This is a genomic window from Clostridiales bacterium FE2011 (genome assembly GCA_017569305.1).
GTDB lineage: Bacteria > Bacillota > Clostridia > Christensenellales > Aristaeellaceae > Aristaeella.
The window spans coordinates 331,507-344,174 of sequence record CP069418.1 but is presented as its reverse complement, the minus strand read 5'-3'; the positions used below and the strand labels follow the sequence as shown (position 1 = coordinate 344,174).

The window sequence follows — 12,668 nt, the reverse complement described above, 5'->3', positions numbered from 1 at the left end:
ATGGCTCACTGTGCGTTCGCTAATGAATACTTTGCGATCGCCGTAAACCATTTCTGCATCGCCTATGTCTTGCAGAAATGGACGGCTGTAGCATGGCAGTTGTTACCCAAATCAAAGATTTGGACAACTGCTCAATAACTTAAGACATAAAACTTAAAAATGATATAGTGTTCGAGGCTAATACAGATGGCAGAAAGCAAGACAGAAGGGTAAGTATTAATATGTTTGAGGTGTTGGAAGGGAAGAATATACGGCTGAGGAAGGCCAGGGCGGAAGATTATCAGTCCATGCTGAAGCATGTGTGGAGTGATGAAGCGGTTTACCGGTGGATGCTGTATCAGCCTACGCTGACAGAAGAAGATGCTATCGAAAGATGCCGCAGAAGCATGGAGTTTCAGAAGGAACACTATGCGTACTTCGTGGCACTGAAGGATACGGATGAAGCCATTGGACTATGCGCAATCAGGGAATCTGCTCCGGGCCATTATGAGGAGAGCGGTATCTGCATCGGTACTGCGTTCCAGGGAAAAGGCTACGGTAAAGAGATTGTTGAACTGCTGCTGAAGCTTGCTTTTGAGAGGCTGGGCGCGGAAGATATCCGGTACGGATATTTCCGTGAGAATGAAAAATCAAAAAAGGTGGCGGAATTCTTCGGATTCCATTATGATTATACGTATGAACTGACCAGACCCTGGGATGGCAGCGTAAAAACGATTGATTCATGTATTCTGACGAGGGAAGAATACGAAAGCAAATTCATAATTCAGAATTCATAATTCAGAATTATTTTTGTGTATGATATGGTTTGTTCCTTCGATTGAAGTTCTGGATTGACAGACGATAGTGAAGGAATCCATTGATAAAAAGGATTGGTGTATGGACAGAAAAATCATTAATGAACGGATCAGTTATATAGAGGCGACGGAGGAGCCGCTGTCCGCAGATATCGGGATTATCCGGTGTGGTGATACTGAATGGCTGTATGATGTGGGAAATGATTTGAGAAGCCTGGACGGGCTGGACGGCGAGTACAATGTGGTGCTGTCCCACTTTCATCAGGATCATACCGGCAGCCTGGACAAGGTCCTGACCGGAGAACTGTATGTATCCGGAGAAACCTTCCGGCATACGGGCCGGGGAACCGTTGTGACCGGTGAACTGACTATCGGAGATCTGCGGATTTTCCAGATTCCTTCCAGCCATACGAAAGGATGCCTGGGACTGGAAGTCGGGAATGAATACGCATTTGTGGGAGACGCCCTATATTGTAAAGCGAAGAACGGATATTATGCCTATAACTCCCAGCTGCTGAAGGACGAGATTGAGGTGCTGAAGCAACTGAAAGCACAGAAGCTGCTGGTGAGCCACTTCCAGGGGCTTGTTCGTCCGAAAGACGAAGTGATCGCAGAGCTGGAAGAAATCTACAGCAAGAGAGAAAAGAACAATCCGGATATCATAGTGGGAAGATAGACCGGAAAAAAGGAACTGTTCCCGGGATAAACCGCTGTGATGCAAACGGAAAAGATCAGGAAAGAGAAGGATAAGCACATGAGAAAAAGAACCATCTCAAACACCTTCCTGCGTTGGCTGCTTCTGATTGTTGTCCTGGCGTTTGCCATGTCCATGATCTTTTCCTGGACGCTGCAGACACGGCTGTCCCAGCACAGTGCGGCCAATCTGCTGCGGCTGAATATCAAAGACGTGAGGCAGGACGTTATTGACGCGTCTGACGCAAACCTGCTGGCACTGACAAGAGTCATTGCCCATGAAATTGACAACGGGGCACCGGTGAATGAAGTGGGACTTTTTTCGCTCATGAACTGGCATAATGTTGCGGAGATTAACATCATCAATCAGGACGGGATTATTACAGGAACCACACATGCCGCATTCCTGAACTATGATATGCGGAGCGGGGAACAGTCCGCTGAGTTTCTCTGCCTGCTGGACAGTACGGAAACGGAGCATGTCCAGAGTTATCAGCCAACAACCTATGATCCTTCACTGCTGCGGAAATACGCTGCGGTAAAACTGAAGCAAGGCGGCTTTGTACAGGTGGCCTACGACGCTGAACGTTTTCAGCGGGATATAGATCATCTCGTAATCAAAGTGGCCCGTAACCGTCATGTGGGGCAGGAAGGCTGCATTATCATCGTTGATGAAAACTGGAATATTGTCAGTGACCGGAATCACAATGAAGGACAGAACCTGTTTGTAACCGGGATCTGGATTGACAGGGATACCATGCCGGAGGAGACGGTTTTCCGTACGGATGTATACGGAGAACACTGCTCCTGCATGTATGTGTTTACAGAAGGATATTATCTTGTAGCAACGATGCCGGAAAACGAAATCCTGCTTCAGAGAAATACGTCTGTTCAGCTGACAGCAATCCTGGAAGTCCTGGTTTTCGTGACGCTGTTCGTTGTCATTTTCATGCTGGTCCGGAAACTGGTAGTGAACAATATCAACCGGGTGAACAACTCCCTTTCCAAGATTACCCAGGGTGATCTGGAAGAGACTGTAGACGTCCGCTCCAATACGGAGTTTTCCTCCCTGTCTGATGACATTAATGCTACGGTCAGCACCCTGAAGCAGTATATTGCCGCTGCCGCAGCCCGGATTGATGAGGAGCTGGCTTTTGCCAAGAACATTCAGCAATCCGCACTGCCCTCTGTCTTTCCGCCTTATCCGGACAGAACGGACTTCAGTCTGTATGCAACGATGAACACGGCCAAGGAAGTGGGCGGCGATTTCTATGATTTCTATCTGCTGGACGAAAACAAGCTTGCCTTCCTGGTGGCGGACGTTTCCGGAAAGGGAATTCCGGCAGCTATGTTCATGATGACCGGCAAGACGGTGATCCGGGATTACGCGGAGCGCGGAGACCTGCCGGCTGAAGTGTTTGTCAACGCCAACAACAAGTTGTGCGAAGGCAATGACGCCGAAATGTTCATTACGGCCTGGATGGGATTCCTGGAGACAGACACCGGTCTGGTCCGCTTTGTGAATGCCGGCCACAATCCGCCGGTACTGATCCGGAACGGACAGGCAGCCTTTATTGAACAGAAAGCCAACCTGACGCTGGCAGCTATGGACAACATCAAATACCGGGAGCAGACACTGCAGCTGGAACACGGGGATATCCTGTTCATGTACACAGACGGTGTGACCGAGGCAACGGACGCAGACAACCAGCTCTACGGCAATGACAGACTGATCCGGACACTGTCGGCATCCTTCAATACCGACATGGATGGATGCAGGGAAGTCTGTGAGACGGTCAAGGAAGACCTGGACCGCTTTGTGGGCGACGCACCGCAGTTTGACGATATTACAATGCTGTGCCTGTACTATAAGTAATTCAGAATTCAGAATTATAAGTACGAATGGCCAACAGAAGCATATTGATTGGGAACAGGGATATGTTTGATTATAAAAAGTATTTTGATTCATACTGCAATGAGACCGGGCTGGAACTGAGCCTGTGCTTTGATATGCCGGAAGGGTATGAGACCGCGAACGGTACATATGATGATGGAACAAAAACTGTCTATATCAATGCAAAACTGCTTGAAGCGGCTCCTGATTATGAAAAAGCGTTCTATCTTTTCCATGAGCTGAGGCACGCGGCACAGTACCTGGAGCCGGAACAGTTTCCTGAGCTGATCCGGCGCAGCCTTCAGTACATGATTCAATATGATGGAACCTGCTATAAGCTGGTGAACGGTGATTACACGGCCTGCGAACTGGAAGGCGGGGAAGAACGTTTTACAGAGCTGTACCTGGGACAGCCTCATGAAATGGATGCCAATAACTACGCATTTGAACAGACACGGAAGATTTTCGGAGAACCTGAAGAACTGAAGAAACTGTACGGGTTCTGGACGCCGAAGCAGTCCATACCGGACAAAGCATATCAGACCGTCTACGCGGAAATCGATGAAAAAGTTGACAACAGAACCGTCCCCTTGTCAACTTTCATTTTGGTCAAGCCGAATGAAGCATATGCGGAACAGATCATGGCTTACAAGGAAGAATTCACGGACTGCCTGGACTGGCTGCATGGAGCACGGGGACTACGGTACAGCAAAGATCCGGAGGAATGGTTCCGGTATATTGCTGAGCATGAAGAAAACTATACCCAGTTCCTATATGTGCGCACAGCGGACAGCAAGATTGTCGGTATGATCGGTGTACAGCATCGTCCAGATGGCCCTGAGGAAACATGGGGCGGACATATCGGCTATTGTGTTTGTCCGTCGGAAAGGAAAAAGGGATACGCCACACAGATGCTGCATGACGTGCTGCCATACTGCAAAAGCATTGGCCTGAACCGGGTGCTGCTGACTGCCGGAGATGAGAATGAAGGCAGCGTCAGGACAATACTCGCTAACGGAGGCGTGCTGGAAAACTACGTAAAGACTCCAAGGCATGACGTGCCGGTAGGCCGGTACTGGATTGAGATCAAATAAAAAAAGAACGTGTTAGGCGACACGTTCTTTTACTTACTTGCCCATCATTTCGATGGCTTCTTCCATCGTTACGCTCTCAACAATCTCTTCCCAGACGTCCTCGTTGTAGTACTTGACGGTGGTTTCACCGGTCATGTAGTCATTGTCGAAGGTGGAATTGGTGCCTTCCGGAATGATGACTTCAAAACCTCTTTCAAACGCGGATTTTACGGTGGCGTCGATGCAGTAATTGGTCTGGAGACCGATGATCATCAGGCGCTTATCTTCCTGTGATTCCATATAGGCTTTGAAGTCCTTATTCCCGAAACAGCTGTTGATGGTTTTGACGAAGACTTTTTCACCCTCTTTGGGAGCGACTTCTTCAGCAATTTCAAAAGCTTCGTCTCCGACGGAGAAACCGCTGCCGGCACCGGCGTCATGCTGGACGTAGACGACTTCCACGTTGTTCTTCCGGGCCGCGTCAATCAGTTTGGTTGTTCTCTCCATAAAGGTGTCAAAGGCATAGAGTTCATCGTCGATCAGGGCGTTTTGCATATCAATTACTAACAGAATCATATATTTGTCCTCCTGAGATGTAGTGCTGGGAAGTATTGTACAGTATACACTGAATAAATGGCAAGATGGAAAAGCACGCTTTTAAATGAAATATTGCTGCATAAGCCGCAATGTGAAATGTGCTTCGCACATGAAATAAACCAGCTGCGCTGATTTGTGAAATATCCGGCCAGGGGCCGGATGTGACAGATAGTGTAAAGGCAAGATAAGAGTAATGAGTGAAGAGTGTAGAGTTTTGACCTGCTTATTGTATAAGCAGGTCAAGAATGCGAGTCATGTCGATGGTGAGTTGTTTGGCGGGAGAATCATCATTGAGGATGATGAGCCTTTTTTCGACAGGCTCTATCCTGCGGGCGTGGCCGGTGACGGTCTCATAACGGCCGCCTGCTTTATGCTGATCGGGAATGAAAACCATGACAGAAACCTGCGGCCGCTGCCCGGCGGACAGCATCTCAGACAGGCGGCGGAACTGCTCATCCAGCAGATCCTGCTCTGAATCTCCGAGGGCGATTTCCCGGTCCGTGATCCGGGCCTCCTCATCCACCATTTCCTCATAGCCGGAGAGCGCCGCAAAGGGGGCAAACTGGGCTGCACGGTCGTGAAGACTCATGTGCGGGCGAGTGGCAGACTGGTGGTGAGGGAGGGAAATAATGTCGGAGTAGACGACGCGGGGATCGGGAGTGTCGGACATAAACCCTCCTAAAAAATGAATACTTAAAACTAAAACTGAAAACTTAAAAATGATCCGCTACGGCGGAAATGCATGTTAGGCACGGTGGCCGCCGACCTGGCCGTTGCGTTTGATGGTCATGGCGCCTTCTTCCAGATTCATGCCCTTGATCATGGCGCTTTTGCCGAAGCGTTCCTGGATATCCAGGGCGGCTTCCTGCAGGCGTTTTTCCTTTGCGTCTGCGGCGGCTTCCTCTTCCTTCTGCCGGGTGAGGGCTTCATAATCCGTGAAGAGATCCAGTTGCAGGGGACCTTCCTCCGGGATATCTTCCTCCCGGATCAGGCCGACGGCAACCACATAGATCCGGCGGACCAGCAGATCGGGGTGAATAATCCTGTCATACAGTTCCATCATCGCGTCTGAGATGCGCCGGGTGCTGCTTGTCCAGCGGTCCAGATTGCCGGTGCCATGGGCATACTTCGGGATGATCCGACCGTATGGATCGGCCGAAATGGGACCGTTATAGATTTCACCGGTGGAAGCAATGCGGAAGATCGATTCCGGCAGGGAACGTCCCTGCTGGGCGATGACAATACTCGCCTGATCATAGCAGACGGTGAGCTCAATCTTCCGGGTGACCAGGCCCTTTTTCACCAGATCCAGGGTCAGCAGATCCGTCATTTCCCGGACGAGCAGACGACCCTTCTTCGCGTCGCAGGCTTCAGACAGTACCTGGCCACTGCTGAGACTGTTGGAGACCGGCCGGTAGGATTTGATATCCGAAATCCGGGTCGGCTCCCAGCCCCAGGCATGATCAATAATCAGCTCAGCATTGATGCCAAAGGCCTTATAAAGCAGATCCTCATGCGTCAGGCTCAGGCGGGCGATATCTCCCATGGTGTAGCAGCCAAGCTTTTCCAGGCGGCGGGCGAGACCGAAACCAATGCGCCAGAAATCCCTCAGGGGCTGGTGGCACCAGAGCAGTTCCCGGTAGCGCATCTCGTCCAGCTCCGCGATACGGACACCGTCCTGATCTGCCGGAACCCGCTTGGCTACGATATCCATGGCGATCTTGGCCAGGTACATGTTGGTACCGATGCCGGCCGTGGCAGTGATGCCGGTGTTGTAAAGCACATCCCGGATCATGGTCATGGCCAGCTCATGAGCTGTCATATCATAAGTTTTCAGATAACCGGTGACATCCATGAAGCATTCATCCACGGAATAAACGTGGATGTCTTCATCGCTGATATATTTCATGTAGATGGAAAAGACTTTGGTACTGACTTGCTCATAGAGCCTCATGCGCGGCGGGGCAACGATGTAGTCCAGCTGCAGGGAAGGATCCGCCGCCAGCTCCCGGGCGTCAGCGGACTTGCCGGAAAAACCGTATTTTCCGTCCGGACTGCGTACCGCTTTACCCAGACGGATGGCATTGCGAAGACGCTCAGCGTTGATTTCTTTTACACGCTGAACGACTTCGAACAGACGTGCACGGCCGGCAATGCCATAGGCCTTGAGGCTGGGGGTGACGGCCAGGCAGATCGTCTTCTCCGTGCGGGTGGCATCTGCCACAACGAGGTTTGTGGACAATGCGTCCAGATTCCGTGCGGCACATTCCACGGAAGCATAAAAGCTTTTGAGATCAATGGCAATAAACATAATCGTGAGGTAGGAGGTAGGAAGTAGGAAGTATTTAATGAATACTGAAAACTTAAAACTGAAAACTTAAAAATAAGGAACGGAGGTGACGGAATAAAAACGGATACTGAATATTTATAAATTCAGGCTTCGACATACCAGCGGCCCAGTCTGCCAGAGAGATGACCGGAAGTATGCTCAAAGAAGAGGCGGCGCTCCTGACCATGGATGATAACAGTATAGCAGTCCAGCAAGTGGCTGTCACCGGCAGGACGGAAGGCGCGGACTTCATCAATATTGAAAAGACGCCCGTCCGGCCAGAGAATGGCGCGGGGCTGCATATAACCGGTGGAATCAAAATCGGAAGTGACCTTGACGTACAGACGATCAGACACAGGTGTCCATCCTTTCAATTCATAATTCATAATTCATAATTCAGAATTATTGGTTTGCTGGTTTGCAAATCAAAATTATGAGTTATGAATGATCCATCTGGATGATAGCACAATAATATAAAATTATCAACAGAAAAGCACAAAAATATTGTACTTATATATCAATACAGGAAGAAATAGATGCCGAACCAGTGAATTACCGCGCCGAAGAAGACGAAGAAGTGCCAGAGGAAATGGGCTCCCTTCTTCTTCATTGCAAAGGGAATGATGCCTACGGTGTAGATGACGCCGCCGATGAGCGTGAAGAGGAACAGAGGCAGGTTTTCCCGCAGCATACGGGGCAGGAAAATCAGACCACACCAGCCCAGCACGATGAACAGCGTGATGTGGAGCGCTTTGGGACGCCCCGGACCGAAGACGGCAACAAAGACAATGCCGGTGATAATTATTGCCCACTGGACGCAGCAGAGAATTGTCCCCAGCTGACCGCCCCAGAAAAGCAGCCACATAGGTGTGAAGGTGCCGCCGATGAGCAGATAGATGGAAATATAATCAAACCGCCGCCAGACACGTTTGACCGTGGAACCCCAGCGGAAGGAATGGTACAGGCAGCTCATCAGGAACATCATGACCAGGCAGAACCCATAGACGATGGAGCAGAACAGCCCTGTGGAGGTACGTGATTTCAGGATCAGCAACACCAGACCGGCAATGGCACACAATGCACCCACACCATGAGTAACAGCATTGCCGACTTCTTCCAGGATAGACCGTTTCGGCGGCTCGTTGAGCTTACGGGAATCTTTTTTCATGATAATATCTCCTGTAAATAAACCGGATAATGAACGGAGATGATTATAGCATATTTTTCAAAAACGGGAGGTCAATGATGTGCGCAAAAGTGTAAAAACGTTACACCATTGTTACACCGTTTACGGTTTTTCCATGATACAATGAAACCAGATGAAGGATACCGAATGGAGAAGACAAGGTATCCGGTCATGGAAGGGGAAGGAAAAAATGAAGAAACTGCTCACCTTAATCCTGGCAATCGTACTGATATGCAGCGGAATGATTTCTGTTTCGCAGGCAAACGAACAGGGATGGTACGAATACATACTTAAGAAGGATGGAACCATCGAGATTTCACAAGTCAGGGAGGACTGTACGGATCAGGTTATTCCCTCTGAACTTGACGGCAAGACTGTAACATCGATTGGAAATGGAGCATTCTATGGATGCCAAAAGCTGAAGACCGTTGTTATTCCAGAGGGAGTAACCTCCATCGGAAAAGACGCTTTTAACTACTGCTACAATTTGACGTCCATTACGCTGCCGGGCAGCGTGGAATCTATCGGAGAAGGATTGCTTGCAGGAAGCTACAGATTCAAGGAGATTCATTTCCCCAAAGAGCATCCGACATTTGCTTTCAGCAACAGCGCACTAATCAGGAAGAGTGATATGACGGTGATTCGCGTTGCGGAAACAAAGGCTCAGGAGTATGAGCTTCCCTGGGGTGTGAAAAAAATAGCATGCAGCGCATTTGAAGGGAATAAAGTAAAGTCGGTTATTATCCCGGACAGCGTTACCACGATTGACGCAAGTGCGTTTGCCGATTGCTCAAACCTGACCTACGTCTATATCCCCGGCAGTGTTACCAAGATCGGTGTACAGGCATTCCGCGGCTGCACAAAATTGAAGTCTGTCAGGATTCCAAACAGTGTGACGCAGATCAGCGATGGCGCGTTTGACTGGTGCCACAGCCTGGAAACCATAGAGGTCGATCCGGATCATCCGGTATATGCTTTCGGAAACGGAGCACTGATTGTCAAAGAAACGCGGGAAATGGTTTACTGTGCAGGCGCAACGAAAGGGACTTATGAAATACCGGGTGGCATTGAAAGAATAGGGCAGATGGCGTTCCACGGAAACAAAAACCTGCGGGAAGTCATTGTTCCGGATAGCGTGACAACTATCGGCCCATATGCATTCTGTGACTGCAAAAACCTGACGAAAGCCCGGCTTCCTGAAGGTTTAAAAGTAATTGGTTCCAATATGTTTAGTTACAGTGACAAGCTGAAGGAAGTCTACATCCCCAGCACTGTGACAGATATCGAATCCTATGCTTTCGAAAGGTGCAAAAGCCTGAAAAAGATTGTTCTTCCGGAAGGCGTCAAAAATATCGGCCGATATGCTTTTGCTGAATGTACAGGCCTGACCAGTATTGAGATTCCGTCTACTGTTAACATCATAGAATCAACATCATTCGACGGATGCAAGAACCTGGCCTGCACGGTTAAGGAAGGTTCCTACGCAAAAGAGTACTGCGAAAAAAACAATATCAAATACATTGTTGCGGAATAAGACAGTTTGTGTTTTTACAGAAAACCTCTTCTTTTACACCCTGCGCGGAAACAACTGCGCAGGGTGTTTTCTGTACATAAAAGAAGATGGTAAAACAGATGAAAAAGACAAGAACAATAATTGACAGGGAAGCTGGATTTTTGATAAAATACACTTTAATTATACGGAGGGAGGATACTAGGGATGCTGCAGGATAAAATCAGGGAAGGATTGACTTTTGACGACGTACTGCTTGTACCGGCGAAGAGCGAAGTGCTGCCCCGGGATGTGGACCTTTCCATCCAGCTGGCGAAGAACATTAAACTGAATATTCCGATGCTGAGCGCCGCCATGGATACCGTGACGGACAGCCGCATGGCTATTGCGATGGCTCGGGAAGGCGGTCTGGGAATCATCCATAAGAACATGACGATTGAGGAACAGGCAGCCCAGGTTGACAAGGTCAAACGCAGTGAACACGGAGTTATCACAGATCCCTTTTATCTGAGTCCCGAGAACCTGATCTCTGACGCGGAAGAGCTGATGAGCCGTTACCGGATCAGCGGCGTTCCGATTACCCGCGAGGGTAAACTGGTCGGCATCCTGACGAACCGGGATCTCCGGTTTGAAACAGATTACAGCCGTCCCATCGGCGAGGTGATGACCAGCGAGAACCTGATCACCGCTCCCGAAGGCACAACCCTGGAAGAAGCGAAAAAGATCCTGGCCTCCCACCGGATCGAGAAGCTCCCGATCGTGGACAAGGACGGCATGCTGCGCGGCCTGATCACGATCAAGGACATTGAGAAGACAAGCAAATATCCCAACAGCGCCAAGGACGAGAACGGCCGGCTGCTGTGCGGCGCCGCAGTGGGCGTGACGAACGATGTGTTCGAACGGATCGATGCCCTGCTGGCTGCCAAGGTTGACGTTATCAATATCGATACTGCCCACGGCCACAGCCTGGGTGTGCTGAAGCAGGTGGAAAAGATCCGCAACAAGTATCCGGATATCACCCTGTTTGCCGGTAACGTAGCAACGGCTGCTGCTACCCACGACCTGATCTCCGCCGGCGTGGACTGCGTGAAGGTTGGTATCGGTCCCGGTTCCATCTGTACCACCCGCGTGGTTGCCGGTATCGGCGTACCGCAGATCACAGCCATTTCCGACTGTGCTGAGGAAGCAGACAAATACGGCGTACGCGTAATCGCAGACGGCGGCATCAAATACTCCGGCGATATCGCCAAGGCCCTGGCGGCGGGCGGAAGCTGCGTCATGCTGGGCAGCCTGCTGGCCGGTACCGAGGAGAGCCCCGGAGCTATGGAAATCTATCAGGGCCGTTCCTTCAAAGTTTATCGCGGCATGGGCAGCCTGGCAGCTATGTCTGTCGGCTCCAAGGACCGTTATTTCCAGGAAGGCCAGAAGAAGCTGGTTCCCGAAGGCGTCGAAGGACGCGTACCTTACAAGGGAACACTGGCAGATACCATCTTCCAGATGGTTGGCGGCCTGCGCGCCGGTATGGGATACTGCGGAGCCAAGACCATTGATGACCTGCGGAAGAACAGCCAGTTCATCAAGATCACCGGCGCCGGCCTGGCCGAGAGCCACCCGCATGATATCTCCATCACGAAGGAAGCACCCAACTATTCCCGTTCAAATTAACATTTGAACAGGAAATGAAATAAATCAGCTGCGCTGATTTGTGAAATATCTGCCTGCGGCAGATGTGAAGATTGCTGAATATTTAGCGCTGAATTAAAGGTATCTGCGCAGTTGATACCGAATTGTTTATAAGAAGCCTGTCGTTTCGCATAATAAGTTATAAACATTCCTGTTATGTCATCCTCAGCTTCGCTTAGGATGACATAATAGCAAATGGAGGAGAAAGAATGGGCAAGCGGTTTTATAAACTGGCGGGAGCCACAGTCAGACTCTTCAGTCACAAAATGAAAACTGAATGGGAAGAGCCCTTTGAGGATGGCCCCTGTGTATTTGTAGTTAATCATGCCGGATCCAGCGGACCGGTGGATATGTGTGCCAAATTCCCGCTGCGGGATAAAATACATCCCTGGGTCAACAGTGAAATGCTGAATCCCAAGGAAGTTCCGGCTTACGTCCGGAAGGACTACTGGTGGAAGCCGGACAGCTTCTTTGCGCCGGTACTGAATGTGACTGTACCATATATTGCTTCAGCACTGATGCCGCCAATGCTCCGCAGTATTCCGCATATTCCGGTATACCGTGATCAGCGGATCATGCTGACCCTGCGCCAGAGCGTGCGCGTGCTGCAGAAGGATCACTACCTGTTGCTGTTCCCGGAAATTCCAGGACCCGGAAAAAACAGCCACCGGCGGATCAATACCGGGTGGCTGCGTCTGGGACAGCTGTGGTACAAGGCCAGCGGCAGAGCACTGAAGATGTATCCTGTCCACGTGGATTATAAGAACCATATTTTCAAGGTGGCCGCTCCTGTATGGTACGACCCGTCCCGCCGCTTCAGCGAGCAGGAGAAGGAACTGGCCGAAAAACTGACCGCAGGAATCAGAGGCTGACGATCAGGGCTGTGCAGCAGCGTCCTCTGTGGATACT

At 50.2% G+C, this 12,668-nt stretch carries 12 protein-coding genes; 7 read left to right on the top strand and 5 right to left on the bottom strand.

What is annotated here, in order from left to right:
* The first annotated feature begins 221 nt into the window (after positions 1–221).
* The 4 genes from JRC49_01545 to JRC49_01530 all read left to right on the top strand — a co-directional run bounded on the left by JRC49_01545 (position 222) and on the right by JRC49_01530 (position 4,475).
* Entirely contained in the window at positions 222–776 is a 555-nt protein-coding gene (locus JRC49_01545; protein QTE71538.1) for a GNAT family N-acetyltransferase, read from the top strand.
* Positions 777–876: 100 nt separating this feature from the next.
* Positions 877–1,470: an MBL fold metallo-hydrolase gene (locus JRC49_01540; protein QTE71537.1), complete on the top strand. Its 594-nt coding sequence runs from the start codon at positions 877–879 to the stop codon at positions 1,468–1,470.
* 78 nt (positions 1,471–1,548) lie between these two features.
* Positions 1,549–3,363 carry a serine/threonine-protein phosphatase gene (locus JRC49_01535; GenBank protein QTE71536.1) on the top strand — a complete coding sequence of 605 codons (1,815 nt, stop codon included), beginning with the start codon at positions 1,549–1,551 and terminating at the stop codon, positions 3,361–3,363.
* A gap of 62 nt (positions 3,364–3,425) precedes the next feature.
* Positions 3,426–4,475, top strand: a complete 1,050-nt coding sequence (locus JRC49_01530; GenBank protein ID QTE71535.1) for a GNAT family N-acetyltransferase — start codon at positions 3,426–3,428, stop codon at positions 4,473–4,475.
* Between the two features lie 33 nt (positions 4,476–4,508).
* Here the strand turns inward: JRC49_01530 and JRC49_01525 are convergent, their stop codons facing one another.
* The 5 genes from JRC49_01525 to JRC49_01505 all read right to left on the bottom strand — a co-directional run bounded on the left by JRC49_01525 (position 4,509) and on the right by JRC49_01505 (position 8,548).
* Positions 4,509–5,030: a cysteine hydrolase gene (locus JRC49_01525; GenBank protein ID QTE71534.1), complete on the bottom strand. Its 522-nt coding sequence runs from the start codon at positions 5,028–5,030 to the stop codon at positions 4,509–4,511.
* A gap of 244 nt (positions 5,031–5,274) precedes the next feature.
* Complete coding sequence (locus JRC49_01520; protein ID QTE71533.1) at positions 5,275–5,721, bottom strand: hypothetical protein; 447 nt, start codon at positions 5,719–5,721, stop codon at positions 5,275–5,277.
* 75 nt (positions 5,722–5,796) lie between these two features.
* Complete coding sequence (locus JRC49_01515; GenBank protein ID QTE71532.1) at positions 5,797–7,362, bottom strand: DNA methylase; 1,566 nt, start codon at positions 7,360–7,362, stop codon at positions 5,797–5,799.
* A gap of 122 nt (positions 7,363–7,484) precedes the next feature.
* Complete coding sequence (locus tag JRC49_01510; protein ID QTE71531.1) at positions 7,485–7,766, bottom strand: hypothetical protein; 282 nt, start codon at positions 7,764–7,766, stop codon at positions 7,485–7,487.
* Between the two features lie 131 nt (positions 7,767–7,897).
* A complete protein-coding gene (locus JRC49_01505) occupies positions 7,898–8,548 on the bottom strand; it encodes a hemolysin III family protein (GenBank protein QTE71530.1) in 651 nt (216 codons plus the stop codon).
* Between the two features lie 208 nt (positions 8,549–8,756).
* Here JRC49_01505 and JRC49_01500 point away from each other — a divergent pair, with 208 nt between their 5' ends.
* The 3 genes from JRC49_01500 to JRC49_01490 all read left to right on the top strand — a co-directional run bounded on the left by JRC49_01500 (position 8,757) and on the right by JRC49_01490 (position 12,631).
* Positions 8,757–10,100, top strand: coding sequence for a leucine-rich repeat domain-containing protein (locus JRC49_01500; GenBank protein QTE71529.1), 1,344 nt, complete (start codon positions 8,757–8,759; stop codon positions 10,098–10,100).
* Between the two features lie 183 nt (positions 10,101–10,283).
* The gene (guaB, locus tag JRC49_01495; GenBank protein ID QTE71528.1) at positions 10,284–11,741 is read left to right on the top strand and encodes an IMP dehydrogenase; all 1,458 of its coding nucleotides are present in this window, start codon (positions 10,284–10,286) and stop codon (positions 11,739–11,741) included.
* A gap of 284 nt (positions 11,742–12,025) precedes the next feature.
* On the top strand, positions 12,026–12,631 hold the full coding sequence (locus JRC49_01490; protein ID QTE71527.1) for a hypothetical protein: 606 nt from the start codon (positions 12,026–12,028) through the stop codon (positions 12,629–12,631).
* Positions 12,632–12,668: the final 37 nt, after the last annotated feature.

What these genes read in the sequence shown, in the direction of transcription:
- JRC49_01545 (QTE71538.1), top strand. Translation starts at nt 222, where the DNA reads ATGTTTGAGGTGTTGGAAGGGAAGAATATACGGCTGAGGAAGGCCAGG.
- JRC49_01540 (QTE71537.1), top strand. Translation starts at nt 877, where the DNA reads ATGGACAGAAAAATCATTAATGAACGGATCAGTTATATAGAGGCGACG.
- JRC49_01535 (QTE71536.1), top strand. Translation starts at nt 1,549, where the DNA reads ATGAGAAAAAGAACCATCTCAAACACCTTCCTGCGTTGGCTGCTTCTG.
- JRC49_01530 (QTE71535.1), top strand. Translation starts at nt 3,426, where the DNA reads ATGTTTGATTATAAAAAGTATTTTGATTCATACTGCAATGAGACCGGG.
- JRC49_01525 (QTE71534.1), bottom strand. Translation starts at nt 5,030, where the DNA reads ATGATTCTGTTAGTAATTGATATGCAAAACGCCCTGATCGACGATGAA.
- JRC49_01520 (QTE71533.1), bottom strand. Translation starts at nt 5,721, where the DNA reads ATGTCCGACACTCCCGATCCCCGCGTCGTCTACTCCGACATTATTTCC.
- JRC49_01515 (QTE71532.1), bottom strand. Translation starts at nt 7,362, where the DNA reads ATGTTTATTGCCATTGATCTCAAAAGCTTTTATGCTTCCGTGGAATGT.
- JRC49_01510 (QTE71531.1), bottom strand. Translation starts at nt 7,766, where the DNA reads ATGAATTATGAATTGAAAGGATGGACACCTGTGTCTGATCGTCTGTAC.
- JRC49_01505 (QTE71530.1), bottom strand. Translation starts at nt 8,548, where the DNA reads ATGAAAAAAGATTCCCGTAAGCTCAACGAGCCGCCGAAACGGTCTATC.
- JRC49_01500 (QTE71529.1), top strand. Translation starts at nt 8,757, where the DNA reads ATGAAGAAACTGCTCACCTTAATCCTGGCAATCGTACTGATATGCAGC.
- guaB (QTE71528.1), top strand. Translation starts at nt 10,284, where the DNA reads ATGCTGCAGGATAAAATCAGGGAAGGATTGACTTTTGACGACGTACTG.
- JRC49_01490 (QTE71527.1), top strand. Translation starts at nt 12,026, where the DNA reads ATGAAAACTGAATGGGAAGAGCCCTTTGAGGATGGCCCCTGTGTATTT.